Annotated in this window: 26 protein-coding genes; 7 read left to right on the top strand and 19 right to left on the bottom strand. The window is 67.0% G+C overall.

Translation table 11 applies throughout. The annotated features are described in order from the left end of the window. Positions 1-635: LysR substrate-binding domain-containing protein (locus tag EEB15_RS16035; RefSeq protein WP_233259502.1), on the top strand; the 635-nt coding region annotated here is incomplete at its 5' end. A 2-nt stretch (positions 636-637) separates the two neighbouring features. Here the strand turns inward: EEB15_RS16035 and EEB15_RS16030 are convergent. Together EEB15_RS16030 and EEB15_RS16025 are read right to left on the bottom strand one after the other, a co-directional pair. Then, entirely contained in the window at positions 638-1,882 is a 1,245-nt protein-coding gene (locus tag EEB15_RS16030; RefSeq protein ID WP_141510869.1) for an MFS transporter, read from the bottom strand. Then, positions 1,875-2,330 (bottom strand): MarR family winged helix-turn-helix transcriptional regulator, encoded by a 456-nt coding sequence (locus EEB15_RS16025; RefSeq protein WP_141510868.1) that lies wholly within the window; start codon positions 2,328-2,330, stop codon positions 1,875-1,877. The genes EEB15_RS16030 and EEB15_RS16025 overlap by 8 nt, the downstream gene beginning before the upstream one ends. Before the next feature lie 102 nt (positions 2,331-2,432). On the opposite strand from EEB15_RS16025, the gene EEB15_RS16020 reads away from it, so the two are divergent. Further along, positions 2,433-2,978 carry a PaaI family thioesterase gene (locus EEB15_RS16020; RefSeq protein WP_141510867.1) on the top strand — a complete coding sequence of 182 codons (546 nt, stop codon included), beginning with the start codon at positions 2,433-2,435 and terminating at the stop codon, positions 2,976-2,978. Positions 2,979-2,996: 18 nt separating this feature from the next. Here EEB15_RS16020 and EEB15_RS16015 read toward each other — a convergent pair whose 3' ends face one another. The 4 genes from EEB15_RS16015 to hemN are packed head-to-tail and all read right to left on the bottom strand — an operon-like array spanning position 2,997 to position 7,672. Beyond that, positions 2,997-4,466 (bottom strand): class I SAM-dependent DNA methyltransferase, encoded by a 1,470-nt coding sequence (locus tag EEB15_RS16015; RefSeq protein WP_141510866.1) that lies wholly within the window; start codon positions 4,464-4,466, stop codon positions 2,997-2,999. Continuing rightward, a complete protein-coding gene (locus tag EEB15_RS16010; RefSeq protein ID WP_158290124.1) occupies positions 4,463-5,569 on the bottom strand; it encodes an ATP-binding protein in 1,107 nt (368 codons plus the stop codon). The genes EEB15_RS16015 and EEB15_RS16010 overlap by 4 nt, the downstream gene beginning before the upstream one ends. 32 nt (positions 5,570-5,601) lie before the next feature. Then, complete coding sequence (locus EEB15_RS16005) at positions 5,602-6,279, bottom strand: sulfite exporter TauE/SafE family protein (protein ID WP_141510864.1); 678 nt, start codon at positions 6,277-6,279, stop codon at positions 5,602-5,604. 10 nt (positions 6,280-6,289) lie between these two features. Continuing rightward, positions 6,290-7,672, bottom strand: a complete 1,383-nt coding sequence (hemN, locus tag EEB15_RS16000; protein ID WP_141510863.1) for an oxygen-independent coproporphyrinogen III oxidase — start codon at positions 7,670-7,672, stop codon at positions 6,290-6,292. Between the two features lie 106 nt (positions 7,673-7,778). Here hemN and fnr (EEB15_RS15995) point away from each other — a divergent pair, with 106 nt between their 5' ends. After that, the gene (gene fnr / locus EEB15_RS15995) at positions 7,779-8,513 is read left to right on the top strand and encodes a fumarate/nitrate reduction transcriptional regulator Fnr (RefSeq protein WP_141510862.1); all 735 of its coding nucleotides are present in this window, start codon (positions 7,779-7,781) and stop codon (positions 8,511-8,513) included. Between the two features lie 9 nt (positions 8,514-8,522). On the opposite strand, the gene EEB15_RS15990 is transcribed toward fnr (EEB15_RS15995), so the two are convergent. Then, positions 8,523-9,077, bottom strand: a complete 555-nt coding sequence (locus EEB15_RS15990) for a hemerythrin domain-containing protein (protein ID WP_141510861.1) — start codon at positions 9,075-9,077, stop codon at positions 8,523-8,525. A 116-nt stretch (positions 9,078-9,193) separates the two neighbouring features. On the opposite strand from EEB15_RS15990, the gene EEB15_RS15985 reads away from it, so the two are divergent. Genes EEB15_RS15985 through EEB15_RS15970 form a run of 4 tightly spaced genes read left to right on the top strand, consistent with a single transcriptional unit; the run spans position 9,194 to position 14,613 of the window. Next, positions 9,194-10,432 carry a nitronate monooxygenase family protein gene (locus EEB15_RS15985; protein WP_141510860.1) on the top strand — a complete coding sequence of 413 codons (1,239 nt, stop codon included), beginning with the start codon at positions 9,194-9,196 and terminating at the stop codon, positions 10,430-10,432. Continuing rightward, positions 10,429-12,828: an adenosylcobalamin-dependent ribonucleoside-diphosphate reductase gene (locus tag EEB15_RS15980; protein WP_141510859.1), complete on the top strand. Its 2,400-nt coding sequence runs from the start codon at positions 10,429-10,431 to the stop codon at positions 12,826-12,828. Before EEB15_RS15985 ends, EEB15_RS15980 begins: the two co-directional genes overlap by 4 nt. Then, positions 12,825-14,096, top strand: coding sequence for an NnrS family protein (locus tag EEB15_RS15975; RefSeq protein WP_141510858.1), 1,272 nt, complete (start codon positions 12,825-12,827; stop codon positions 14,094-14,096). Before EEB15_RS15980 ends, EEB15_RS15975 begins: the two co-directional genes overlap by 4 nt. Continuing rightward, positions 14,062-14,613, top strand: a complete 552-nt coding sequence (locus EEB15_RS15970) for a hemerythrin domain-containing protein (RefSeq protein WP_233259501.1) — start codon at positions 14,062-14,064, stop codon at positions 14,611-14,613. Before EEB15_RS15975 ends, EEB15_RS15970 begins: the two co-directional genes overlap by 35 nt. 4 nt (positions 14,614-14,617) lie before the next feature. Here the strand turns inward: EEB15_RS15970 and EEB15_RS15965 are convergent, their stop codons facing one another. The 12 genes from EEB15_RS15965 to ccoP all read right to left on the bottom strand — a co-directional run bounded on the left by EEB15_RS15965 (position 14,618) and on the right by ccoP (position 25,090). Then, positions 14,618-15,784, bottom strand: a complete 1,167-nt coding sequence (locus EEB15_RS15965; RefSeq protein WP_233259500.1) for a hypothetical protein — start codon at positions 15,782-15,784, stop codon at positions 14,618-14,620. Then, positions 15,733-16,065, bottom strand: a complete 333-nt coding sequence (locus EEB15_RS15960) for a metal-sulfur cluster assembly factor (protein WP_141510857.1) — start codon at positions 16,063-16,065, stop codon at positions 15,733-15,735. Before EEB15_RS15960 ends, EEB15_RS15965 begins: the two co-directional genes overlap by 52 nt. Before the next feature lie 13 nt (positions 16,066-16,078). Further along, the gene (gene nirK / locus EEB15_RS15955; protein WP_141510856.1) at positions 16,079-17,563 is read right to left on the bottom strand and encodes a copper-containing nitrite reductase; all 1,485 of its coding nucleotides are present in this window, start codon (positions 17,561-17,563) and stop codon (positions 16,079-16,081) included. A 153-nt stretch (positions 17,564-17,716) separates the two neighbouring features. Next, positions 17,717-18,313, bottom strand: coding sequence for a hemerythrin domain-containing protein (locus EEB15_RS15950; RefSeq protein WP_141510855.1), 597 nt, complete (start codon positions 18,311-18,313; stop codon positions 17,717-17,719). A gap of 72 nt (positions 18,314-18,385) precedes the next feature. Continuing rightward, positions 18,386-19,174: a fumarate/nitrate reduction transcriptional regulator Fnr gene (fnr, locus tag EEB15_RS15945; RefSeq protein ID WP_141510854.1), complete on the bottom strand. Its 789-nt coding sequence runs from the start codon at positions 19,172-19,174 to the stop codon at positions 18,386-18,388. Positions 19,175-19,200: 26 nt separating this feature from the next. Beyond that, the gene (locus tag EEB15_RS15940) at positions 19,201-19,611 is read right to left on the bottom strand and encodes a response regulator transcription factor (protein WP_233259499.1); all 411 of its coding nucleotides are present in this window, start codon (positions 19,609-19,611) and stop codon (positions 19,201-19,203) included. A 490-nt stretch (positions 19,612-20,101) separates the two neighbouring features. Next, positions 20,102-20,734, bottom strand: coding sequence for a response regulator transcription factor (locus tag EEB15_RS15935; protein ID WP_141510853.1), 633 nt, complete (start codon positions 20,732-20,734; stop codon positions 20,102-20,104). After that, positions 20,731-22,179, bottom strand: coding sequence for a PAS domain S-box protein (locus EEB15_RS15930; RefSeq protein ID WP_141510852.1), 1,449 nt, complete (start codon positions 22,177-22,179; stop codon positions 20,731-20,733). The genes EEB15_RS15935 and EEB15_RS15930 overlap by 4 nt, the downstream gene beginning before the upstream one ends. A 34-nt stretch (positions 22,180-22,213) precedes the next feature. Continuing rightward, a complete protein-coding gene (locus EEB15_RS15925; RefSeq protein WP_141510851.1) occupies positions 22,214-22,456 on the bottom strand; it encodes a hypothetical protein in 243 nt (80 codons plus the stop codon). 14 nt (positions 22,457-22,470) lie between these two features. Beyond that, positions 22,471-22,743, bottom strand: coding sequence for a FixH family protein (locus tag EEB15_RS15920; protein ID WP_141510850.1), 273 nt, complete (start codon positions 22,741-22,743; stop codon positions 22,471-22,473). Positions 22,744-22,752: 9 nt separating this feature from the next. Beyond that, positions 22,753-24,162, bottom strand: a complete 1,410-nt coding sequence (ccoG, locus tag EEB15_RS15915; RefSeq protein WP_141510849.1) for a cytochrome c oxidase accessory protein CcoG — start codon at positions 24,160-24,162, stop codon at positions 22,753-22,755. 10 nt (positions 24,163-24,172) lie between these two features. Next, entirely contained in the window at positions 24,173-25,090 is a 918-nt protein-coding gene (gene ccoP, locus EEB15_RS15910; protein WP_141510848.1) for a cytochrome-c oxidase, cbb3-type subunit III, read from the bottom strand. Positions 25,091-25,096: the final 6 nt, after the last annotated feature.

Below are 25,096 nucleotides of genomic sequence, written 5' to 3'. Positions count from 1 at the left end.
GGGTACGGGTGGGCAGCATCATGGCGCCGGTGCCGCAGATGCTCACCCGCGCCATTGCCAACGTGAAGCGGCAGTACTCGCTGATGGACATCAGCATCACGGTCGACACCAGCGACATGCTGATGGCCCAGCTCGAAAAGGGCACGCTCGACCTGGTGCTGGGGCGCCTGACCGAACGGGTCGAGCGCGGCAGCTTCAACTTCGAACTGCTGGGCGACGAATCGCTGTCGGTGGTCGCGGGGTTTCACCACCCGCTGGCCAAGGCCAAGCAGACCACGCTCAAGGCGTTGATGGACTACGGCTGGATCCTGCAGCCGCGCGGCAGCCCGATGCGCGAACTGCTGGAGCTGGCCTTTGCCGAGAACGGGCTTGCTTCACCGGAAAGCATCGTGGAGACGGCGGCGATCCTCATCACGACCACGCTGATCCAGCACACCGACATGGTGGCCGTGGTGCCGACCTCGGTGGCCAACCACTACGCGGGCAAGCAGTTGCTGAGCATTCTGCCGGTGCGGTTGGCGCGCCGGCTGGACCCGTACGGACTGGTGACGCGCCGCCGCGAATCGCTATCGGCGGCGGGGCTGGTGTTCGTCAACGCGCTGCGCAAGGAAAGCGATCTCGCGCGGACGGGGTGATGTTACGCGGCGGCGGCTGCGGCCGCCGGCTTCGGCAACGCCTCGCGAATCGGCAAATGCACCAGCGCCGCGCCGATCGCCAGCACGATATCGATGTACCAAACCCAGTCGTAGCTGCCGGTCGCTTCAAAGACCTTGCCGCCCAGCCACGCGCCGAGAAAGCCGCCGACCTGGTGCGTGAGCATCACGATGCCGAACAGCGTGGCCATATTGGCGGGGCCGAAGAACTTCGCCACCAATCCTGCGGTGGGCGGCACGGTCGAGAGGAAAGTGACGCCCATGACCGCCGCGAAGATCAGGACCACCGGACCCGTCTTGGGTGCCAGCAAGAACACCAGCACCGCCAGCCCACGGACCGCATAGAGCAGCGACAGCAGCGACTTCATGCGCCAGCGGCCCACGGCCCACCCCATGGCGACACTGCCGATAATGTTGAACAGGCCGATCATCGCCAATGACCAGGCGGCGAACTGAACGGGCAGGCCGCAGGCGGCAATGACGCCCGGCAAGTGCGTGGCAAGAAACGCCACGTGAAAGCCGCAGACGAAGAAGCCGGCCGCCAGCAACAGGTAGCTGGGGTTGCGCAGCGCGGTGCGGATTGCGTCGCCCGTCCCAACCACCTTTTGGCCGGCGGGTGCGGACTGCAGCGAATTGCCCTTGAGCAGGAAGGCAGCGGGGAGCGCCAGCAGCACGACCAGCCCCAGCACCTGCATGGCGCCGGCCCAGCCCATGCCTGTCATCAAGGCGCCTGCGATGGGCGCCATGACGAACTGCCCGAAGGAGCCGCCGGCATTCACGATACCGGTGGCCAACCCGCGTTTCTCCGCAGGGATCAACCGCGTGGTCGCGGCCATAAGAACCGCGGGCCCGGCCATACCCGCGCCGCCGGCAGAGAGCACGCCGATCGCCAGGATCAAGCCCAGGGTTGTCGTCATGTACGGCGTGATGAAAGTGCCGATGGCCACCAGCACCGCACCCGCAAACAGCACCCGCCCCGCGCCGACCTTGTCGGCCATCGCCCCAGCGAAAGGCTGCGTCAGGCCCCACCACAGCTGGCCGAACGCGAACGCCAGGCTGATGCTGCCGATGCCCAGGCCGGTCGCGGTGTTCATCGGGCTCATGAACAAGCCCATGGTTTGCCGCGTGCCCATGGTCAGGGCGAAGGTGCCGGCGGCGGCGACCAGCACCAGCCAGAAGGCCACTTGCTTGCGTTGGCCGCCGGCGGCGGCTGCAATTGCGCTATTCATCGATTTCTTCCTCGGGAACGGGTGACAACAATTCCAGGCATTCGTCGATCAGGCCATGCAGTTCCACGACGCGCCGCGGGCCGAGCATCGCGTTGATGCCCTCCTGCGCGACTCGCCAACGGCGCTGCGCCTCCTGACGTTTTTCGCGGCCGGCGTCCGTGACACTGAGCAGTCGGCTGCGGCCATCGGCGCCGGGGCCGAGCTCGAGCCAGCCCGCGTCGATCAGCGGGCGCATGTTGCGGGTGAGCGTCGAAGCGTCCACGCGCATCTCACGCGCCAGGTCGCCAGGACGGATGGGGCCGAGCTTGACCACATACGAGAGCAGCGAATACTGCGTGCCCTTCAGCCCGGTCTTGCCAACCTCGGCGTCGTAGTGCTGCGCCACCCGGCGCATCAGCTGGCGCAGCTTGAGGTTGGTGCAGCCCTGGGGCTTGACAGCGGTGTCCATGGATATTATTGTACCTACAACTGTTGCATATGCAAGTCTTCATTGACCCCTTGCGGGACAAGCCCTTCAGCTCTGTCCCTACCTGACTATCGAAGGATTGAGATGACCCAAATGAACAACCTCGAAGCCTGGCTGGCCCAGGAACGTGAAGTGGTGGCCCGGCTCGAGGCAGGCGCCGGCCCCGGCGTCGCCAGGCCCGAGCAGATCACCGGCAAGACTGGCCTGGAAACCATGCAGGCGATGCTGCGCGGCGAGCTGCCCTACGCGGCTATCGCCAAGACGCTCGATTTCGCGCTGCTGGAAGTGGGCGAAGGCCGCGCCTTGTTCCAGGGCACGCCCGGCCCGGCCCACCTCAACCCGATGGGCACGATCCATGGCGGCTGGTACGCCACCCTGCTCGACTCCGCGCTCGGCTGCGCCGTGCACACCATGATGCCCCCCGGCCGCGGCTACACCACCGCCGAACTGAGCGTGAACCTGGTGCGCGCCATCGGTTCCAAGGCACCGCGCGTGCGCGCCGAAGGCAAGGTGATCCATTGCGGGCGCCAATTGGCAACCGCCGAGGCCCGGCTGTACGGGCCAGACGGTACGCTGTATGCGCACGGCACCACGACTTGCCTGGTGTTCGAGTTGCCGGCGCAGCGCTAGCCACAAGCACTCAGCCGCTCAAGCAGCGCTGCTAGGCAACCCAGCGGCCACGTCCCTGAATGCGGCCAACGCGGCTTCGAGGTGTTCGATGATCTCCTGCTGCAGCACATCAGGCGGCGGGAGGTCATCGAGATTGTCGAGGCTGTCGTCTTTAAGCCAGAAGATATCCAGACTGGCCTTGTCGCGCGCCACCAGATCGGCGTACTGGAAGTATTTGAAGCGCTCTGCCTCCACGCGTTCGTGGCGATTGGCCGGCCGGTAGCATTCAATGAAGTCCCGCAGGTCGTCCGAGCCCAACGGCCGCGTCTTGAGCGTGAAATGCTTGTTGGTGCGCAGGTCGTAGATCCACACGCCCTTGGTATGCACCTTGCCGTCGGCCGGCTTCTTGTCGAAGAACAGCACGTTGGCCTTCACACCGTTCGCGTAGAAGATGCCCGTGGGCAATCGCAGCAGCGTGTGGACGTCGCATGTTTCCAGCAGCTTGCGCCGAATCTTCTCTCCGGCGCCTCCTTCGAACAGCACGTTATCAGGCAACACCACCGCCGCCTGCCCCGTGGTCTTCAGGATGGTCACGATGTGCTGCAAGAAGTTCAGCTGCTTGTTCGAAGTGGTCTGCCAGAAGTCCTGCCGTTCGTAGGTGAGCGCGTCGCGGTCCTCCTCGCCCTCCGCGTTGGTGATGGTCATGCTGCTCTTCTTGCCGAAGGGCGGATTGGCCAGCACGTAATCGAAGCGCTTTTCGGGCGCGGCAATCAGCGCATCGGCACGGTCCACCGTCGGCTCGCCATCGAGGTCGCCCACGTTGTGCAGAAAGAGGTTCATCAGGCAGAGGCGCCGGGTGGCCGCGACGATTTCATTGCCGAAGAAGGTCTCGCGATGCAAGAACTCTTGCTGGCGGATGTTGAGCTTGCGGCCGCTCTTGTGAGTCAACCAGTCATAAGCGCCCAGGAAGAATCCGCCCGTGCCGCAGGCCGGATCGGCAATGGTCTTCATCGGCTGTGGCTGCACACAAGCGACCATCGCCTCGATCAAGGCGCGTGGCGTGAAGTACTGGCCGGCACCGCTCTTGGTGTCTTCGGCGTTCTTCTGCAACAGGCCTTCATACAGATCGCCCTTGGTATCGGCATCCAGGCTGATCCAGCTTTCAGCGTCGATCAGCTGCACCAGGCGTGACAGCTTGGCCGGGTCCTGGATCTTGTTCTGCGCCTTAAAAAAAATGGCGCCCAGCATGCCCTGCTCCCGCCCCATCCGATGGAGCAGCGCCAGGTAGTGCGCCTCCAGCGGCTCCCCGGTCTTGCCCTTGAGTCTGGACCAGTCGAAACCCTTGGGAATCTTGGCCTTTCGGTCATAAGGCGGCTGCGCGTATTCGTGCGCCAGCTTCAGGAAGAGTAGGTAGGTCAGCTGTTCGAGGTAATCGCCATAGCCCACGCCGTCGTCGCGCAGCGTGTGGCAGAAGTTCCAGATTTTCTGGACGAGGGAGGAAGCGTTCATGGTTTGGGGGAACTGCCGTCAGGCGTACTCTGGTACGCCTGACGTGGATCGTTGGGGCTGGGGTAGGCACGCATCAGCAAGCCGTCTTTGACCAGGGGGTTGAGAATGCGCTTTCGCAGATCGGCGCCATCATGGTCTCGGCGGGCCAGCAACTCAGCCAATACCCGCAAGCCCAGGTAGTGCTCGCGGCATAGAGCGATGACGGTCTGTTTGACTATTTCCGGTTGAACGCGCTGGCGCCCGCTGACCGGCTCGGCCAAGCGCTGCAGTCGCGCCAGCTCTTGTGCCGACAGCTGAGACAAGTCGGAAACCACGGTGACGGTTGGGGCGTCAAGCTCCGGTGTTAGGCCGGCCTGCTCCGGTGTTAAGCCCGCCTGCTCCGGTGTTAAGCCCGCCTGCTCCGGTGTTAAGAGCGCCGCGTCGCCTTCTGCAAAGTCCGTGTATTGGCTAGCCCTTTGCTTGGGGAGCCGATACACCATTCCACGCCCGGTGCCCTCGGAAGCGAGCATCCCGTCCTTGACCAACCGCGCCAGCATCTTCGTGATGTCGCTGGGATGGTCGGTGGAAATCTCGCGCAGCCGTGTGTGATTGAGCGTGCCCTCGGTGGCAGCTGTCACCAATGCAAGGCGCTCCAGTTCGGCCAGACCGGCAAAACGTGCGCCGAGTTGCGCTTCCAGCGCTGCCACCGAATCGGGCGGCAGCAGACTGGTCATGCGCAGTTCCAGCAGCGTCTGCTCTGGCTCGGCCCGCTGACGAAGCACCGGCAGCCGCCAGTGCTGGCCGGCCCAATTCCGGTAGATCTTGGGAACACCCGACCCTGCATGGTCGCCGTAACCGACTTGCTGAAACATGGTTTGCATGCACCGATTGCGGCAGTCGCTGTTGCCGCCCGCCACCGCCATTTCCAGCGGCAAGCGCATCAAACCGGGGTTGCGGAAGCTGAACATATCGGCCTGCTTGACCACCAGCACCGACACGCGCCCAGTGAAATCGGCATGGATCAAGGTATTGACCAATGCCTCGCGAAGCGCTTCATGAACCGGCGTGTCCTCGATGCGCTGGCCCCCTTGCAGCTGGAACGGCACCTTCAAGTCGGAAGTCATGGATTGCGGATCGAGGCCGCAATGACAATTGCTCAGGCCAGCCCGCACCACACCGCCACGCGGTGCGCCATATCCATCCATAGCGCCCAAAGCGTAGCGGCGACGAGCAATGCGCCCGCGGCGCGCGTGCCCCAATCGCGCCGCACACCATCGCCGGCCCGCTGCAGCTGTTTGAGCAGCCAGGGCGCCAGGCCCAGCGACAAGCCGCTGCCCAACGCGAACAGCGCCATCACCGCCGCGCCTTCAAGGGCACCGCCAGCCAGTGACGCGACCAGCAGCGCGGAGTACAGCAACCCGCAAGGCATGAAAGCCCACAGCGCGCCCGCAGCAAACACACCGCCGCGCTTTGCAGCCATGGGCCGCACACGCGACCACACCGTGCGCCCTGCATTGCTCACCCAGACCGGCTGGCGCGCGCGCACGACCAGCATCAGGCCCCAGGCCAGCACGGCAAGGTGAAACAACGTCCACACGGGACGCAGGGCCGCGGTCTGCGTCGTGAGCCACGCGAAGTTTTCCACGGCGAATGCGGCCGCCGCGCCGGCGGCGGAATAGCCCGCCAGACGGCCGGCCTGGAAGGTCCAGAGCGACCGCGAAGGCGACTTCCCCGCCCGAGCCAACCCGCCACAGGCCGCGCCGCACATCGCGGCGCAATGCGGCCCGCCGGCCAGGCCCATGACCAATGCGGAAAGCGCGAGGGCAACAGACAACGCCGCCCCTTCAGATGATGCGCGAGAAGCGGGCGCGGTTGCGGTCGGCCTGCAGGTAGCGGTCGAAAACCATCGCGATGGCGCGCACGACGTGCCATCCCGAGGCGGTGACCTGAATGCCCGCATCGTCGATGCGGACGAGGCCCATCTCGTCGTATTCGGCCATCTGTTCCAGCTCGTTCGCGAAGTAAGCGCGGAAGTCCATCAGCCAGGCCAGCTCGATCGATTCGAACAGCACCTGCCCCTGGCACATCAGCGCCATGATCACCGCGCGCCGGGCCAGGTCGTCGCGCGACAGTGCGAGGCCGCGCACGATGGGCATCCGCCCCTGGTCGAGGCAGTCCGCGTATTCCTCCATCGTCTTCGCGTTCTGGCTGTAGGTGGCGCCGATGCGGCCGATGGCGGACACGCCCAGGCCGATGAGGTCGCAGTCCGGCTGCGTGCTGTAGCCCTGGAAGTTGCGGTGCAGCCGGCCCTGGCGCTTGGCCACGGCCAGCGCATCGTTGGGCAGCGCGAAATGGTCCATGCCGATGTAGTCGTAGCCGGCCTCGCCAAACGCGTCCAGGGCCTGCGTCAGCATGCCCAGCTTGTCCGGCGGCGCCGGCAAGTCCGCGGACAGAATGCGCCGCTGCGGCTTGAAGCGGTCGGGCAGATGCGCGTAGGCGTACAGGGCGATGCGGTCGGGGCGCAGTTGCGAGACCTGCACCAGCGTTCGCGCGAATGATTCCGGTGTCTGCTTGGGCAGGCCGTAGATCAAGTCCACGTTCACCGAGTCGAAGCCGATGGCGCGGGCGGCGTCCATCAGCGCGAACACCTGCTCGGCCGGCTGCACGCGGTGCACCGCCTGCTGCACTTGGGGATCGAAGTCCTGCACGCCGAAGCTGATGCGGTTGAATCCCAGATCGGCCAGCCGCTGCAGGCGCCCTGCGTCCACGGTGCGCGGATCGATTTCGATGGAGTGCTCGCCGCCGGGCACCAGATTGAAGCTGCGGCGCAGCATCTCCATCAGCTGCCCCAGTTCATCGTCGGTGAGGAAAGTGGGCGATCCGCCGCCCAGGTGCAATTGGGTCACCGCCTGCCCGGTGCCGATCTGCAAGGCGTACAGGTCCACCTCGCGCGCCAGCAGCTTCAGGTAGGCGGCGCCGCGCTCGTGCTTCTTCGTGATGATCTTGTTGCACGCGCAGTAGTAGCAAAGCGACTCGCAAAACGGGATGTGCACGTACAGCGACAACGGCATCGCAAGCGCCGCGGGCCCTGCGCGGCGCTGCGCCAGGGCCTGCGCCAGGTCGGGCGCACCGAATGCCTCGACGAAGCGGTCGGCGGTGGGATAGGAGGTGTAGCGCGGCCCCGGGATGTCGAAGCGGCGCAGCAGTTCGGGCGAAACGGCGGTCATGTTGGGCGTAAGGTTGAGTGGCTCCACTGTGCGCCGGGCGAAGGGCCTCGCTGTTGACATGGGTCAAGTCCGCGCTGCGAAGGTTCCGGACAATTTGACTCAGATCATGAATAACCACCCCACCCCCAAGGAGCAGTTGCAGGTCGCCTGCTCCAATTGCAGCCTGCGCGAGCTGTGCATGCCCGTCGGGCTCACACCCGAGGAACTGGACCGCGTGGACGAGCTGGTCGCGGCCCGTAGGAAGGTCGAGCGCGGCAGCGCCCTCTTCCGGCGTGGCGACGCGTTCGGCTCCCTGTTCGCGATCCGCACCGGTTTTTTCAAGACCTGCATGGCGGCACCGGACGGGCGCGAGCAGGTCACGGGCTTCCAGATGGCCGGCGAAATCATCGGGCTGGACGGCATCGTGAACGACCAGCACTCGTGCGACGCCATCGCCATCGAAGACGCCGAGGTGTGCGTGATGCCGTTCGACCGCATCACCGAGCTCTCGCGAGACGTTGCTTCCCTGCAGCGACACGTCCACCGGATCATGAGCCGCGAGATCGTGCGCGAGCATGGCGTGATGCTGCTGCTGGGCAGCATGCGCGCCGAGGAGCGGCTGGCCGCCTTCCTGCTGAACCTGGTGCAGCGGCTGCACGCCCGCGGCTTTTCCCGTTCGGAACTGGTGCTGCGCATGACGCGCGAGGAAATCGGCAACTACCTCGGGCTGAAGCTGGAGACGGTGAGCCGTACTTTCTCGAAGTTCGCCGACGACGGCTTGATCGAAGTGCGCCATCGCCACGTGCGCATCGTGGACCCCGACGCGCTCGCCCGGCTGGTGGACCAGCCCTTGCGCAACTGATCCGGCCGATCAGATGTAGGCCACCGGCGCGGGCGCATGGCGCAGGTGAATCGCCAGCCCCAGCGCAGCCATGTGGTTGCCGTTGCGTGCGAGGATCTCCCCGGCCAATGGCAGGAACTCCGTCTCCTCGAACGCCGCATGGCGGTGGTAGGCGTACGACAGCGCGGCCACCGCTTCAGCGTCGAGCTGGGCGGTGATGCCGGCCGCCGCCCGCTTGACCGCCGGGCGGAGCATCTTCCAGAGCGACTCCAACGAGCGGTGTTCCGCCACGAGCCGGTCCACCATCGCCTCGACGTGGGTGCGCTCCGGCCCTGGGGTGGCGCTGCGAATCACGGCGGGGAACAGCTCCGACTCCTCATCGGCATGATGAGGCAGCACCGTGCCTTCGAACAGCTGGAGCGTGGTGATCGCGACCTGACGCGACCGCTCGGCCGCCGCTGCGAATTCCGGCAACGCGGCGAACGCGCGCATCGCGCACAGGATGCCGCGGTGCGCGCCGGAAAAGCCTTCCAGCGGCGCGGCGTCCGCGGCAGGGACTGCGTCGGGTGCATGGATATCGGTCATGTGGGTCTCCTCGGGGTCGAATGCCCTGGGTGGATGCTCCATTGTTGGCGGCCGAAGTCGCGCCGACACTGACGCAGATCAAGGAAGCGCGCCGGCCGATGCGATCTACTTGCCCGATGCACACTATTTCTGCGGACGAGGCACAGCAAGCAGCCACGCAACTCGCCCTGCTTGCGCGGGATTCCGGACTCACATCGCTCACGCTGGCGGGCAAGCACCTCGTACCGGTCGTCCAGGGCGGCATGGGCGTGGGCGTCTCGGCCGGCGGGCTGGCTGGCGCGGTGGCCGCTTGCGGCGCCGTGGGGACGATCTCGTCGGTGGACCTGCGGCGCCACCATCCCGACCTGATGGCGCAAACCGCACACCTCGAAGGCGCGCAAGCCAAGGCCGCGATCAACGCCGCCAACCTGGAGGCGCTGGGGCGCGAAATCGCACGCGCACGGGCGGTAGCCGGCGGGCGCGGTCTCGTCGCCGTCAACGTCATGCGCGCCGTCAGCGAATACGAGAACTACGTGCGCCATTCGCTGGCCTGCGGGGTCGACGCGGTGGTGGTGGGCGCGGGCCTGCCGCTCGACCTGCCCGAGCTCGCGAAAGACCATCCGAACACCGCGCTCATTCCCATCCTGTCGGACGCCCGCGGCGTGCAGCTCGTGGTGCGCAAATGGGAAAAGAAGGGGCGGCTGCCGGATGCGGTGGTGATCGAGCATCCGCGCCTAGCGGGCGGGCACCTGGGCGCCGCCAAGGTCGCGGATCTGGGCGACCGCCGCTTCGACTTCGACGTGGTGCTGCCGGAGGTGCTGGCGTTCTTCCGCGCGGCCGGCATCGAAGGCCGCATTCCGCTCATCGCCGCCGGTGGCGTGTCGAGCCTCCAAGATATCCGTCAGCTGCAGTCCCTGGGCGCGTCCGCAGTGCAGCTGGGCACCGCATTCGCCGTCACCCGCGAGTGCGACGCCCACCCCGAGTTCAAGCGGATCCTGGCCTCGGCGCGGCCCGAGGACATCGTCAATTTCACCAGTGTGGCGGGCTTGCCGGCTCGCGCCGTGCGCACGCCCTGGCTCGACAAGTACCTGCGGCTGGAGCCGCGCCTGCAGAAGCACGCGCACGTCAAGTCCCACTGCAACATGTGGTTCGACTGCCTGGCCCAGTGCGGCCTGCGCGACGGCAAGGGCACGTGGGGGCAGTTCTGCATCGACAAGAGCCTGGGCCACGCGATGGAAGGCCACACCGACAAGGGCCTCTTCTTCCGCGGCGCCGGCACCCTGCCGTTCGGCAGCCAGATCCGTCCGGTCGAAGACCTCATGCGGTGGCTGCTCGGCGGCGTGATGCCCGCCGGCGCCACGGAGGCCGCGGCATGAAGCGCGACGCACCGGCGGCATTGGCGCTGGCCGTGCAACCCATCACGGCGGACGTGCTCCGCGAAAAGTACCTCAAGGCCGGTGAAGCCGTCGAGCTCGACCTGTTCCACCGCGTGGCGCGCGCGCTCGCCTCGGTGGAAGCCGAAGACCGCCGCGCCGAATGGGAGCAGCGGTTCCTGCGCAACCTGGAAGCGGGCGCGATCGGCGCCGGGCGGATCATGAGCGCGGCCGGCACGTCCCTTTCCGCGACCCTCATCAACTGCTTCGTTCAGCCCGTGGGCGACTGCATCCAGGGCGACGACGGCGAAGGCTATCCGGGCATCTACGAGGCGCTGCGCGAGGCGGCCGAGACCATGCGCCGGGGCGGCGGCGTCGGCTACGACTTCTCGCGCATCCGCCCGCGCGGCGCGGTGGTGAACGCGACGGCGTCGCTGGCTTCCGGGCCTTGCAGCTACATCGACGTGTTCGACCATTCATGCGCCACGGTCGAGAGCGCGGGCGCGCGGCGCGGTGCGCAGATGGGCGTGCTGCGCATCGACCACCCGGACGTGCTGGAATTCATCACCGCCAAGCGCAAGCCCGGGCGGTGGAACAACTTCAACGTGTCCGTTGCCGTGACGGACCGCTTCATCCAGGCCGTCGACGCGGGCGAAGACTGGGAGCTCGTGCATCGCGCGCGCCCGGGTGCGGCGCTGGTGTCAGAGGGTGCCCACCAGCGGGCGGACGGCCTCTGGGTCTATCGCTCGCTGCCTGCGCGGCAGCTGTGGGAAACGGTGATGCGTTCCGCGTACGACTTCGCCGAACCGGGCATCCTGTTCACCGACACCATCCATCGCGACAACAACCTGCGTGCGTGCGAACAGATAGCCGCCACCAACCCCTGCGGCGAGCAGCCGCTGCCGCCCTACGGCTGCTGCGATTTAGGCCCCGTCATCCTGCCGCGCTTCGTGCGCCATCCGTTCGGCTTCGAGGGCGCGCCCGAGTTCGACTTCGCGGCCTTCGCGGAAGCCGTCCGCGTGCAAGTGCGCGCGCTGGACAACGTGCTGGACCTGACGTTCTGGCCCCTGCCTCAGCAGCGCGCCGAAGCGATGGCGAAGCGCCGCATCGGCGTGGGGTTCACCGGTCTGGGCAACGCGCTCGCGATGCTGCGGCTGCGCTACGACACGCCCGAAGGCCGCGAAGTGGCGGCGCGCATCGCACGCTGCATGCGCGACGCCGCCTACGCCGCATCGGTGGCGCTGGCGCGCGAAAAAGGCGCGTTCCCGTTGTTCCAGGCGGACGACTACCTGGCGCCCGGCACGTTCGCAAGCAGGCTCGACGCGCCGCTGCAGGACGACATCCGCCGCTACGGCATTCGCAACAGCCACCTGCTGTCGATCGCGCCGACCGGCACCGTGAGCCTGGCCTTCGCCGACAACGCGTCGAACGGCATCGAACCTGCGTTTTCCTGGACGTACTGGCGCAAGAAGCGCGAGTCCGACGGCAGCCTCAGCGAGTACATCGTGGAAGACCACGCGTGGCGCCTCTACCGCGCGTTGGGCGGGGATGTTGCCAAATTGCCCGAGTACTTCGTCAGCGCGCTGGAGATGTCACCCGCCGGCCACGTCGACATGATGCAGGCGGTGCAGCCGTTCGTGGACACCGCCATTTCGAAGACCGTCAACGTGCCGGCGGAAATTCCGTTCGACGAGTTCCAGCATCTCTACCGGCAGGCGTGGCAGGCCGGGCTGAAGGGGCTGGCCACGTACCGGCCGAACGCGATCGTGGGCTCGGTGCTGGACACCAAGGCAACGGCGGCGACACCCGCCGCGGCGGCCCCGGACCCGATGCGCGCCGTCATCGCGAGCCGGCCCAAGGGCGTGCTGCCGGCCGCGGCCGAGAAGATCGAATACTGGACGCAGCAGGGGCGTCAGACGCTGTACCTGGTGGTGTCTTTCCTGCCGCTGCCCGAAGGCCGCGAACGCGCGGTCGAGTTCTTCATGCCCGTGGGGCAGAACGGCGAATCGCAGCAATGGATCACCGCGAGCATGCGGCTGCTGTCGCTCGCCGCGCGCGGCGGCTTCCTGGACCGGGCGCTCGCCGACATGCGCAAGGTCGCGTGGGACCGCGGCCCGGTGCGGCTCGGCACCTACCGCAAGGCCGACGGCACGCAGGTGCCGCTATGGCATGACTCCGAAGTCGCGGCGATCGCGTACGCGATCCAGAACATCATTGCCCAGCGCGGCACCGTGGACCTGGGTGCATCGGCCATTGAGCCCGATGCACCCGCGGTGCCTGGATCGCCAACGACGGTGATGGCGGGGAGGAAGTGCCCTGAATGCGGTGCGCATGCCGTCATCCGCAAGGACGGCTGCGACTGGTGCACCCAATGCGGTCACACGGGGGCTTGCGGATGACTGCAGCGGCCCTGCCGCGGCCGGGCGCCACTGCGCGCTGGCAGTGGCGGCGGTTGCTGTTAGCTCCGCATCGCCTGGCGTTCTTCCTGGCGATGGTGGTGCTGGTGGCCGCCGGCCTCTGGTGGGCGTTGGTCCTGTTCGACCGCGCCGGCGCGGCGATCGGGCTCTCGCATGCGGTGTCGCCCACGACCGTCCATTCAACGGTGATGGCGTTCGGCTTCATGCCGCTGTTCTTTGCCGGTTTTCTGTTCACGGCCGGTCCTCGATGGCTCGGCGTCCGGGGACCGGCGGCGCGTGAGATCGCCACACCGCTGCTCCTCATGAGTGGCGGCTGGCTCCTCTGGCTCGTCGCCGCACAGGTGCATGTGGGGCTGGCCTTGGCTGCGCTGCTTCTGGTGCAAACGGGCCTGGCTGCGGTGACGGCGCGGTTCTGGCGGCTCGTGCTCGCGAGCGATGCGCCCGACCGCATCCACGCAAAGGCCGTGGGATGCGCGTTGGTCGCCGGCGTGTGCTCGCTCGGCGGGCTGGCCATCGCATTGGCGGCCGGCTTGCCGGGCGCCGCGCGCGGCTTCGTGTTGACGGGCCTGTGGAGCTTCGTCATCGCCATCTTCGTGATCGTTGCGCACCGGATGATCCCGTTCTTCACGTCCAGCGCATTGCCGATGGTGGATGCCTGGCGGCCGTTCTGGGTGCTCGGCGCCCTGCTCGGCGTGGCGCTGTTCGAAGCCTCGGCCGTGTGGCTCGATGGAATGCTCGCGGGCAGCGCAGCCTGGCTCGTGCTTCGGGGCTTGGTCGAGATGGCCGCCGCGGCCGTCGTGGTCTGGCTGATGTTCGCCTGGGGGCTGGTGCAGAGCCTGAAGGTTCGCCTGCTCGCGATGCTGCATCTCGGGTTTCTCTGGCTGGGGCTCGGACTCGCGTTGTCGGGCGCCTCGACGCTCGGCGCGGCGTTCACAGGCACGCCGCTGTTGCCGCTTGCGGGCCTGCACGCGATCACGATGGGATGCCTCGGCTCGCTCATGCTGGCGATGGTGACGCGTGTTTCCTGCGGACACAGCGGGCGCCCGCTGGTGGCGGACAATCCGATCTGGACGCTCTTCTTGCTGCTGCAGGCGGCGACGCTGCTGCGCGTCGCCGCCGCGGTGCCACAAGCGCCGTCCGCGCTGCTGGCCGCTGCCGCGGCGGGTGTATGGGCAGGCGTCATGGCCGCTTGGGGGATTCGTTATGGCTCATGGTATGGACACGCGCGCGCGGACGGACGGCCCGGTTAAGCCCGGCGCCGGCTTCGAGCAGCCGTTCGAGATGCTCGAGGCCTGCCACGAGCGCGTGCACCGCATGCTGAACCTGCTGCACCGGCTGCGCGAACACGTCGCGCTGCATGGCGCGGACGAGCAGGCCCGTCAGGCCGCGCGCGACGTGATGCGCTACTTCGACATTGCCGCGCCAGAACATCACCGCGACGAGGAACTGCACGTCTTCCCCGCGCTCCTCGCCGGAGGTGACGCAAGGATCCATGCAGTCGTCGCACGGCTGCGCGACGATCACCTGCAGATGGAGTCGCGATGGAAATCAGCGCGAGCGGTCCTGGCTGCCATCGAGCAAGGAGAGCGCTCGCGCTTGTCATCCACCGACGAAGGCCAGCTCGACGCGTTAGCGGACCTGTACCCAGGGCACATCCAGGCCGAGGAAGAGATCGCCTATCCGGCGGCCAAGCCGTTGCTGGCCGGCGCGCCGCTCGAAGCGATGACGCGCGACATGATGGCCCGGCGCGGCGTGGCCGGGACTTGACGGTTCAGTGCGCAGCGCGGTTGCGCATCGCGCGCGCCGGGCCATGTTTCAAACGCCACGCCCACACGGCACCTGCCACCGTGGCCGCGAAGAGCGCGATCGACAACACGTTGAAAAGCGATCCTTGAGAACGCCATGCCGGCGCGGCGAAGCCCGGGCCGAGCCGGGCCAGCAGCGACAGGTGCAGTGCCGCCAATGGCAGGTAGAACACCGCGCCGAACAGAACCTTCACGCGCGCGATCGCCGGCAGGATCACCGGCGCATGGCCCATCATCATGCTGAAGACGAAGCCCAGGCCCAGCGCGTGCAGGGCCGCGTCCCGGGTGGGCACGCCCAGCGCACTCGCGGCCCAGGCCACGCCTGAAACCGCCAGCCACGCGTAGCCTCCCAGCAGGCAGACGGCCATGTAGCGGGCCAGGCCGTCGGTGAACAAGGTCCGGCGCGCGATGTCGAACCGTATGAGCCACAGTGCAAGCAGAAGCAGCGACGCGCCATACAGAATGCCCCCGCCCACAGGTGCCACCGCGGATGCCGCGGCGCCCGTGGCCATCAGTGCCAGCACGGCGACCAGCGCACTTTGCGCGCCCGGACGGCGGCGCATCATGCGCGTCATCTCCAGGCGCTCGGCCGCGATGGTCATCACCAGGAAAGCGAACCACCATGCCGGCGCGGCGGCGGTGCCCCAGTCCAACGCGAAGAGAAGGTTGCCGGCCAGCCAGCAGAGCGCGCCCGCAAGCAACAACACGGTGTGGGCCGCGCGCTGCCGGTGCACGACCAAAACATTGACGCCCGTGAAGGCAAGCGCCGCTCCCACGAGCAACCATTGCGCCGGCGCGTTCAGTCCGGCCAACAGCGCCGGTCCCGCCAGGGCCGAGGCGGACGGTGCCAGCCATGCCGCGCGCCGCTTCACCGCCACTGCGCGCTCAATGCCGATGACCGTGCCCATGAAGCAGCAGATCATCAGGGCTGCGTGCATCAATGCTGCGCGGCCGGGCCACGCGGCACCATCCCCAACGGGAACGGCGACGCCCGCGCGCAGCAGGCCGCCGGCGATCGCGCCCAGCAACGCCGTCACGACCAGGGCGAGCAGGATCAGCGTGGCAGCGCGCCGCCGCGCCGTCACCACCCCATGAGGCTCTTGGCCTTGTCGCTCAATCGTTCGGGTGTCCATGGAGGTTCCCAGATCAGCTCGACCTGGATCAGCAGGCCAGCGGGGACTGCGCGGTCGAGCTGCTGTTCGATGTCGCCGATGATGACGTCCGCCACCGGGCAGGCGGCCGACGTCATCGTGACTTGCACGTGCACTCGCTCGGTGTTCACGCTCACCCCGTAGACGAGCCCGACGTCGACGATGTTCATCGCGACCTCCGGGTCGACCACGCGCCGCAGGGCCTGGTCGATGGGGGCTTGCAGTTCGGCAGGCCCTTCGAAGGAGAACGCCGGGCTGCTCACGTGGGCGCTTCCTTCAATGCCCGCCGGGGCCGTGGCCGGGTTGGCTCGACTTGTAGATGGCCGCGTCGGCCCGCCCCGTCACGTCGAGCGAACCGGCCGCGCCCTTGGCGACCCGCGACAGCGCGTGGTCCACCAACAGGTAGTTGCCGGGGTAGTTGACCTTGAAGTCGACGATGGTGGCGCCGCCCGGCGCGACGAGCGTGGTCTGCACGTTCGTCTTCACCGCGGTCAGCGATCCTTCGCTGTACACCTTGTCGAAGATCTCGCCGATCACGTGGAACGACGAGACCTTGTTCGGGCCGCCGACGCCGAAGTACACGCGCACGGTTTCGCCGACCTTGGCCGTCATCTTGTATTCCTTGGTCAAGGCACCCACGGCACCGTTGAAGGTGTAGTACGTGGGCAGTTCGTCCGCGGCGCGCTCGTGGCTGAAGGCATGGTGGCCCTTGGTACCGATGGCGTGCGACGTGTAGACGTCCCCCTGCATCACGTAGAACTCCTTGTCGGCCTTTGGCAGGCCCTTCGCCGGCTCGACCAGGATCAGCCCGTACATGCCGGCGGAAATGTGATGCGCTACCGAAGGCGTCGCGCAGTGGTACACGAACAGGCCAGGATTGAGCGCCTTGAATGTGATGGTCTTGGTCTGGCCGGGCGCGACCTGCGTGTCGCGGCCGCCGCCATGGCCGCCCGTCACCGAGTGCAGGTCGATCGAGTGGATCGCCTTGCTGTTCGCGTTGTTGGTCAGCGCCACTTCCACCGTGTCGCCTTCCTTCACGCGCAGCATCGGGCCGGGCACTTTCTTGCCGAAGGTCCAGTAGGTGAAGGTCGTCCCGTCGTCCAGTTTGCCTTCAAGCTCCACGGTTTCGATGGCGTATTTCACCAGCTGCGGGGGCCGGTTGCCGATGGGTGGGGGAACGGCATTCGGATCCATGGAGACGCTCACGGCACTTGCCACCGCGGGCGCGATAGCGCCGTTGGCGGGCGCGGCGCCCAGCGTTGCGGTCGCAGGCCGGGCCGTCGGCACCGGCGCGGCGGCAGATGCGTCGGCGGGCCCCGTCACTTCGAGCACGCCTTCCATGCCGATCTGGCGGTGGCCCGGGATCGAGCAGATGTAGACGAACTTGCCCGACTGCGTGAGCTTGAAGCTGACCTTGACCGGCCCGCTCTTGCCGTCGAAGTGTTTGGAATGCACGCCGAGGTCGGGGAACACGATGTCATGCTCGGCGCCCTCGCCGCTGGCGATCGTGATCTCGATGGTGTCGCCGACATTGCCGCGCAGCACGGGGTTGGGCGTCCCCTTCTCGTCCAGGAACACCATCTTGCCGCCGGCCATGCCGGTCTTCAGGGTGATCTTGTGCACGCCAGCCTGGGTTTGTGCCGGCGCCGCGGTTGCGGCGACGGGCTTGTTGATGGCCGTTGCGCCGAAGGAGCCGAGAAGCGGTGACGTCGCGAGCAGCACTGCTGCGGCCAACGGAACTCGGGCGATGATGGCTTTCATATCCAACCTGCTACTTTCTGTTGTCGCGGGTGAGGCCCCCGCGGGGCCAACGGCTTCGTGCGCCGTTGAGTTCACTGTAGAACCGGTGCCCGGGTGCAGGTTTGATTCAGCGCAATGAAGGTGCATACGGCAGGCACCTTCTCACCGCGCCGCTCACACGGTGGCGTGCCGCAACGCCGGCCCGACCCCGATGGGTGCGGGTGTGGCCATCACGATGCGGGTAAACAGGCGGTCGAATCGGGGATCGGTGGTGCCACCGGCCAAAGGGTCTCGGCTGCGCTCGAACGCCTCGTCCAGAACGGCCCAATCTTCCGCGGCCAGCACGCGCGCGGCCACAGGCAGGATCTCCGTCTCTTCGGTGCGCATGTGATTGAGGTAGAACGTGACGTAATCGTCCGCGGCCTTGACGAATGCCATGCGGCGCGACTCGCCGATCAGTTCCCACGCGAGCAGGAGGTGCTGCAATTCGCGCACACGCCCCTCGCCGGCGGCATGGTCTTCCTCCAGCCGCTGGATCACCGGAGCGAGCTCCGGCGCCTTGCGGATCAGCAGCGGGAACAACAGGTTGGATTCCTTGGGATGGTGCAGCTTCTCCGGGAATTCGTCGATGTAGAACAGCATCGCGCGAATCACGTCGAAGAAGCGTTCGGGTTCATCGCCGGCGCCTTGCGCCATCATCAGTCGCAAGGACCGCAGTACGGCGGCAACGCCCGCGTGCTCGTCGCGGATGATCTGGATGGCAATGGACATGGCTGACTCCTGTATCGCTGCGGTGCGCCGTAATTGGAAATGGAAATGAAGGCGGGTCTGTTCACGCGCCGCTTACTGGACGCGCAACCCGAACGCGCGCGTCAGGCCGTCCAGGTCCAGGATGCGGATGTGCCGCTTGTCGACTTCCAGCAGGCCCTGCTGCTGGAAGGCGGAAAAGGTGCGGCTCACGGTTTCGAGCTTCATGCCCAGGTAGCTGCCGATCTCGGCGCGCGACATGCGCAGGTGGAATTCGCTCGGGGAGTAGCCGCGCGCCTTGAGCCGCCGCGACAGGTTCAGCAGGAAGGCGGCCAGCCGCTCTTCCGCGTTCATGCTGCCCAGGAGCATCATCAGGCTGTGCTCGCGCACGATCTCGCGGCTCATGAGGCGCGCGACGACCATCTGCAGGTTGGTGCTCTGCGTCGCCAGTTCGTTGAGGTGCGCGTAGGGGATCGCGCAGATCTCGGTGTCCTCCAGTGCGATCGCGCTGCTGGCATGCGCGCCGGAAGCGATGCCGTCCAGGCCCATCAGCTCGCCGGCCATGTGGAACCCGCTGACCTGCTCGCGGCCGTCCGCCAGCGTCAGGCTGGACTTGAACGTGCCCATGCGCACGGCATAGATGGACTGGAACTTGTCGCCCTGGCTGTACAGCGGCTGCCCAGCGGCGACCTTGCGGCGGGCGAACATCATTCCGTCGAGACGCTCCGTGTCCGGGACGGAGAGGCCGCACGGCAGGCACAGGTCGCGCAGGTGGCAAGTCGAGCACTGCGTCTTGAGCGGTGCGACCGACACGGCCCGGGGCACCGAAGGAACCGGTGCGATGCGGATGGTGCGGGCGATGTCGAGAGTGGCGGCGTTGGACATGATGGGCTCTTGCTTTCTCGGTGATCTCAAAGGGAGACGGTTTGATGGGCGGCCGCTGCGACGGCACCGGGCAACTGGTCGAATTCGGCGGACTTGTCCAGGAAGCGCACGGCGCCCGAGTCCAGGTAGCGCTTGCGGTAAGCCGGCCCGGAGTTGTTGCTGAACACGACGAAAGCGATGCGAGGCGCGGCGGGATGCACGGCCTTCAGCACCTCGAGGCCCTGGCCGCCGTCGAGCTGCACGTCCAGCACCACGACGTCGGGACGGGTTGCGAGGATCCCGTCTATACAGGCCTGGGGTGTTTCTGCCTGGCCGACGACGTCGATCTTCCCGTTCGCCAACATGGCGGCGACGCGGGTGCGGATCAGGGCCGAGTCATCGGCCAGGAAAACCTTGATGGGTGAAGTGCGTTGCGCCATGGATGTACTGTCGTTCATCCACCTCTTCCCGCCCATCGGCGCGGGCCTGAATCGAGGCTCGGTGCACGGCGCAAAGACGCCTTCGCGGGCGCCCTAGCAGGACTAGGACAATTCCTAGCGGCCGTATCGACATGGCCGGGCGGGATCGGGGCGGCGGGGCACTCTGCGCTGCGAATGTCCCCCGTCGCGGCAAGCCGCTCCCTCCTCCTTTATTTCGCTGCGCAGAGCGCCCCACCACCCCGATCCGGGAGACGTTGTAGGTGTTCGCGTCGCGCGCCAACTGGGTCCCCCATGGATGCCGGGTGGCCGATGCGGCGAAATAAAGGAGGAGGGAGGCCGCACGCCGACGGGGGACATTCGCTGCATCGGCCACCCGGCGTCCGTGGCTCCGCACAGGTCGCTGTGCAGCGCTTCGATGAGATCAGACTTCGGGCAGCAGCGGGTCGAGCCCGCAATGACAGTCAAGGGGATAGATGCCCGGATCGAGTCCGGCATGACAGCCGAAAGCCTAGTCCGCCAGCCCGTGCTTCAGTGCGTAGCGAATCAGTTCGCTCTGGTTGGCCAAACCCATCTTCTGCATCAGGTTGGCCTTGTGGGTGCTCACGGTCTTCACCGACAGCTTCAGGCGGCCGGCGATGTCGGTCACCGAGACGCCCGCAGCCAACATGCGGAACACCTCGAACTCGCGGTCGGAGAGGCTTTCGTGCGGGTGCGCCTGGCTGCCGGGCATGGCGCCCAGCGCGAGTTGCTCGGCCACTTCCGCGGTGACGTACGCACCGCCGGCGGCGATCTTGCGGATCGCCTGTTCGAGTTCGGCGGGCGCGCTTTCCTTGGTGAGGTAACCGCTGGCGCCCGACTTGATGGCGCGCACCGCGTATTGCAGCTCCTGGTGCATGCTGAGGACCAGGATGCGCAGTTTCGGTTTCTCGGCCTTGACGAGCTTGATCAGCTCCATGCCGCTGCGCCCCGGCATCGAGAGATCGAGCACGAGCACGTCGAACTCCTTCTCGCGCACTTCGCGCATCACCTCGGTGCCGTCTGCCGCCTCGCCCACCAATTCAACTCCCTCGGCGCCGCCCACGAGGCGCTTGAGACCCTCGCGAACGATGGCGTGGTCGTCCGCGATCACCAGCCTTATCATGCGGAATCTCCGTCGCGAGGCACGGGGATGCGCGCTTCGACGGTGGTGCCGCCGCCCTGCTCGCTTTTCACCGTCACATCGCCTTGCACCAGTTGGGCCCGCTCGCGCACTCCGGCAAGCCCGAGCGACGCCGGCTTGCGGGCGGCGGAAGTGTCGAACCCCACGCCGTCATCCGTCACGGCGAGCCGTATCTCCGTGGCCGTTCGGTCCAGCACAACGTTGACCTGCCGCGCCTTCGCGTGCTTGCCGACGTTGACCAGCGACTCCTGGACGATGCGGAACACCGCCGTTGCGTACGGCTCGTGCAATTCGAGCTCGTCGTCGACGTCGAGGCCGCATGCAACGCCGGTGCGCTGGGTGAAGTTCTGCACCAGCCACTCGATGGCGGGCACCAGGCCGAGGTCGTCGAGCACCAATGGCCGAAGGTCCGCGGCGATGCGGCGGGTGGCGGCCACGCTCGCATCGAGCATGGCGAGCATGTCCTCGAGCTTGGCACGCACACCTTCGGCATCATCCCGAAGGTTGTCGCGGGACCAGATCGCATCCATTTTTAGGGCTGTGAGGGACTGCGCGAGTTCGTCGTGCAGCTCGCGGGCCACGCGGCTCTTTTCCTGCTCGCGGATGGCGCTGGCCTGCGCCGCGAAAGCGGCCAGGTCTTGCTGGGCCCGCACGCGTTCGGTCACGTCGCGCAGGATCACCGTGAAGAGCTTGCCCTCGGGCGTGTCCAGCTGCGAAATCGACGCATCCATCGGGAATTCTTCGCCCGTCGCGCGCAGCCCGTGGATCACCGTGGAGCCCCCCATGCGGCGCGACGTGACGCCGGTGGCGGCGAACTGCCGGATGTGTTCATGGTGCGACGCGCGGTAGCGCTCGGGCAGCAGCGCGCCCAGCCGCTGGCCCAGCATCTGCGTTCCCGGCCAGCCGAAGATCTTCTCCGCCGCGCGGTTGTAAAAGACGATCTTCTCCTGTTCGTCGACGGTGATGATGCCGTCCATTGCCGAATCGAGCAGGCCCGACAGCCGCTGTGCCATGCGCGCCTGCTCCTGCTCGGCCCGCACCCGCTCGGTCACGTCGCGCAGGATGACCGTGTACGCCTTGCCTTCGGGCGTGTCCAGGTGCGAGATGGACGCGTCGATGGGAAACTCTTCGCCGTTGGAGCGCAGCCCGTACACCACATTGCGCGAGCCCATGCGCCGGGACGTCACGCCCGTGGCGCCGAAGCGCTCCACGTGCTCCGCGTGCCCCGCGCGGTAGCGCTCGGGGATGAGCCGCGTCAGGGGCTGGCCGATCATTTCGGCCGAAGACCATCCGAAGATGCTTTCGGCCGCGCGGTTGTACAGCACGATGTTCTGCTCGTGGTCGGCCATGATGATGGCGTCCATGGCCGAGTCGAGCAGGCCCGTCAGGCGTGCGGCCGAATTGTCGAAGTCTGGAGTAGCAGCCACTTTGCGCAGGTGATTTGCGCAAATTACAGCACACTCACGTCTCGGGCCGGTCTCCCCGGCGTGTGCTCAGCAGCACAGTCATCAGGCTCGCCAGCGCCGTGGCACCCCAGAAGAGAAAGAACGCGGCGGTGTAGATGCCCTGGCGCGACCACGGCAGCGGCCGGCCGAACCACTCCAGCTCCATCGGGTCCACCACCGCGAACACCACGCCCTGGAGCATGCAGGCTGCTAGGAACGCGGGCCAGGCGATGCACATGAGTCGCTCGATGCTGAGCATGGTTGCTCCTGGCTTCAGCGGCCGGGCACGGCCGGCGCAGGCGTGGCCGCATGGTTGCGGCCCTGCACTGCGGGCAGCAGCGCCTTGCGCTGCTCTGCCAGCGTCTGGTTGATCTGGATGCCGCGGCGGTAGTAGTCGTCCGCCACGACAGGATCGGGCGTGCGGACCGCAATGAAGGCCGTGGCCACGCCCGCCAGCACCACGGCGGCCGGGCCCGCGATGACCATCCAGACGAAGGGGAAGCGCCACCACGGAGCGGATTGCGCGATTGCGTTGGCTGGATTCATGAGGTGCTCCTAGCGGGGAACGATGAAGACCGACTTTTCGGCGACGTGCGCACCCTGCACCGCGTCGCCGATCGAGAATTCGATGGGGTGCGAGCCAGGCGTGGCCGAGCCATAAGTGATTTGGAGGCGAACGGCCACCCAGCGGGATTCCGCGGGCCCGACGGTCACGTCCGGGTCCGACGCGACCTGCAGTCCATCGAGCCCCTTGGCGGTGATGCGGTAGCGCTGCGGCTGCTCGGTGGCGTTCATGACCTGCAGCCGGTACACGTTCTCCAGCTTGCCCCCCGCAACGATGCGCGAGAGCGCCGCTCGGTCGCGCACCACATCCACCTTCAGCGGCATGCGCGCCACCAGGCTGCCCAGCACGCCGATGCACAGCGCCAGCAGCAGCGCGCCATAAATCAACACGCGCGGTCGCAGCACGCGGCGCCACATCTGCCGGGAGTCCCACGAACCGGCCAGCGCGTTCTGGGTGGTGAAACGGATCAGGCCGCGCGGATAGTTCATCTTGTCCATCACGGTATCGCACACGTCGACGCAGGCGGCGCAGCCGATGCACTCGTACTGCAGCCCCTCGCGGATGTCGATGCCGGTCGGGCAGACCTGCACGCACAGTGTGCAGTCCACGCAAGCGCCCAGGCTCAGCGTCGACAGTTCGGCCTTGCGCGAGCGCGCGCCGCGTGGCTCGCCGCGGCCAGGGTCATAGCTCACGATCAACGTGTCCGCGTCGAACATCGCGCTCTGGAAGCGTGCGTAGGGGCACATGTACTTGCACACCTGTTCGCGCAGGAAGCCGGCGTTGCCATAGGTGGCGATGCCGTAGAAGAATACCCAGAACACTTCCCACGACGTCATGCGCGTCTGCAGGAATTCCATCGCCAGTTCGCGGATGGGCGTGAAGAAGCCGACGAAGGTGAAGCCCGTCCACATGGACAGGGAGATCCAGAAAAAGTGCTTGGACCACTTTTTCACCAGCTTCTCAAGTGACATCGGCGCGGCGTCCAGGCGCAGGCGCGCGCTGCGGTCGCCTTCGACCTTGCGCTCGATCCACAGGAAGATCTCGGTGTACACCGTCTGCGGGCAGGCGAAGCCGCACCACAGCCGCCCGGCCACGGCGGTGAACAGGAAGAGCGACAGCGCGCTGATGACCAGCAGGCCCGTGAGGTAGATGAAGTCCTGCGGATACAGCACCCACCCGAAGATGTAGAACCGCCGCGCGCCGAGGTCGAACAGCACCGCCTGCCGCTGCCCCCACTCGAGCCACGGCAGCCCGTAGAACACCAGCTGCGTCAGCGCCACGAAAATCCAGCGCCAGCGCGAGAAGATGCCCGAGACGGAGCGCGGGTAGATCTTGGTCTGCGCCTCGTACAGCGATCCGCTGTCTTGCGACGGAACCGGAACGATGGGAATGACTTTCACAGGCGCAAGGTCAGGGCTTCATGACCGCCGGCTTGTTCGACAGGCCCCAGACATAGGCGCCGAGCACCTGGATCTGCGCTTCGGTGAGCTTGCCGGATTGGGCCGGCATGTCGCTCACCTTGCCGGAGGTCACGATGGAGATGATGGCTTGCTCGCCCCAGCCGTGCAGCCAGATGTCGTCGGCCAGGTTGGGCGCGCCCAGCGCGGTGTTGCCCTTGCCGTCGGCGCCGTGGCATGCGGCACAGGCCATGAACTTGCTTTTGCCCAGCTGGCTGCGCACCGAGTCGTGCGGCGCGCCGGAAAGGCTGAGCACGTAGTTCGCCACATTCTTCAGGTCGTCGGCCGATCCGACGGCCGCGGCCATCGGGGGCATCTGCCCGTGCCGGCCCTGGGTGATGGTCTCCACGATCTTCTCCGGCGACCCGCCGTGGAGCCAGTCGCTGTCGGCCAGGTTCGGGAAGCCCTTGCTGCCGCGCGCGTCCGAGCCGTGGCATTGGGCGCAGTTGTTCATGAAGAGGCGCTCGCCGATGGCCATGGCGTTGGCGTCCCCTGCCAGTTCTTCGGCCTTCTTGCCGGTGAACTGCGCATAGAGCGGCGCCAACGCCTTGTCGGCCTTGTCCATCTCGGCGCGGTACTCGGCACGCGTGCTCCACTTCAGCTCGCCCTCGTACTTGCCGAGGCCCGGGTAGGCCACCAGGTACAAGACCGAGAACACGATGGAGATCACGAACAACCACATCCACCAGCGCGGCATCGGATTGTTGGATTCGCGCAGGTCTTCGTCCCACACGTGCCCCGTCGTGTTGTCGGCGGCGCCGGTGATCTTGGACCGCGCCGTCACCCACAGAAGGATGAGGCACGCGGCGATGCTCAGCAGCGTGGCGGCTGCCACATAGATCGACCAGATGTCGGCATTGAAATCGCTCATATCGTT

The organism is Ramlibacter sp. WS9, assembly GCF_003797765.1.
In the GTDB taxonomy this organism is placed as follows: Bacteria; Pseudomonadota; Gammaproteobacteria; order Burkholderiales; family Burkholderiaceae_C; genus Ramlibacter.
The sequence above is the reverse complement of the archived record's forward strand: the minus strand, read 5'-3'. Positions and strand labels throughout refer to the sequence as shown.

Excerpts from the sequence above, each read along its gene's own strand:
- EEB15_RS16030 (WP_141510869.1), bottom strand. The coding sequence starts at position 1,882 with ATGAATAGCGCAATTGCAGCCGCCGCCGGCGGCCAACGCAAGCAAGTG.
- EEB15_RS16025 (WP_141510868.1), bottom strand. The coding sequence starts at position 2,330 with ATGGACACCGCTGTCAAGCCCCAGGGCTGCACCAACCTCAAGCTGCGC.
- EEB15_RS16020 (WP_141510867.1), top strand. The coding sequence starts at position 2,433 with ATGACCCAAATGAACAACCTCGAAGCCTGGCTGGCCCAGGAACGTGAA.
- EEB15_RS16015 (WP_141510866.1), bottom strand. The coding sequence starts at position 4,466 with ATGAACGCTTCCTCCCTCGTCCAGAAAATCTGGAACTTCTGCCACACG.
- EEB15_RS16010 (WP_158290124.1), bottom strand. The coding sequence starts at position 5,569 with ATGACTTCCGACTTGAAGGTGCCGTTCCAGCTGCAAGGGGGCCAGCGC.
- hemN (WP_141510863.1), bottom strand. The coding sequence starts at position 7,672 with ATGACCGCCGTTTCGCCCGAACTGCTGCGCCGCTTCGACATCCCGGGG.
- fnr (WP_141510862.1), top strand. The coding sequence starts at position 7,779 with ATGAATAACCACCCCACCCCCAAGGAGCAGTTGCAGGTCGCCTGCTCC.
- EEB15_RS15990 (WP_141510861.1), bottom strand. The coding sequence starts at position 9,077 with ATGACCGATATCCATGCACCCGACGCAGTCCCTGCCGCGGACGCCGCG.
- EEB15_RS15985 (WP_141510860.1), top strand. The coding sequence starts at position 9,194 with ATGCACACTATTTCTGCGGACGAGGCACAGCAAGCAGCCACGCAACTC.
- EEB15_RS15980 (WP_141510859.1), top strand. The coding sequence starts at position 10,429 with ATGAAGCGCGACGCACCGGCGGCATTGGCGCTGGCCGTGCAACCCATC.
- EEB15_RS15975 (WP_141510858.1), top strand. The coding sequence starts at position 12,825 with ATGACTGCAGCGGCCCTGCCGCGGCCGGGCGCCACTGCGCGCTGGCAG.
- EEB15_RS15970 (WP_233259501.1), top strand. The coding sequence starts at position 14,062 with ATGGACACGCGCGCGCGGACGGACGGCCCGGTTAAGCCCGGCGCCGGC.
- EEB15_RS15965 (WP_233259500.1), bottom strand. The coding sequence starts at position 15,784 with ATGGACACCCGAACGATTGAGCGACAAGGCCAAGAGCCTCATGGGGTG.
- nirK (WP_141510856.1), bottom strand. The coding sequence starts at position 17,563 with ATGAAAGCCATCATCGCCCGAGTTCCGTTGGCCGCAGCAGTGCTGCTC.
- EEB15_RS15950 (WP_141510855.1), bottom strand. The coding sequence starts at position 18,313 with ATGTCCATTGCCATCCAGATCATCCGCGACGAGCACGCGGGCGTTGCC.
- fnr (WP_141510854.1), bottom strand. The coding sequence starts at position 19,174 with ATGTCCAACGCCGCCACTCTCGACATCGCCCGCACCATCCGCATCGCA.
- EEB15_RS15940 (WP_233259499.1), bottom strand. The coding sequence starts at position 19,611 with ATGAACGACAGTACATCCATGGCGCAACGCACTTCACCCATCAAGGTT.
- EEB15_RS15935 (WP_141510853.1), bottom strand. The coding sequence starts at position 20,734 with ATGATAAGGCTGGTGATCGCGGACGACCACGCCATCGTTCGCGAGGGT.
- EEB15_RS15925 (WP_141510851.1), bottom strand. The coding sequence starts at position 22,456 with ATGCTCAGCATCGAGCGACTCATGTGCATCGCCTGGCCCGCGTTCCTA.
- EEB15_RS15920 (WP_141510850.1), bottom strand. The coding sequence starts at position 22,743 with ATGAATCCAGCCAACGCAATCGCGCAATCCGCTCCGTGGTGGCGCTTC.
- ccoP (WP_141510848.1), bottom strand. The coding sequence starts at position 25,090 with ATGAGCGATTTCAATGCCGACATCTGGTCGATCTATGTGGCAGCCGCC.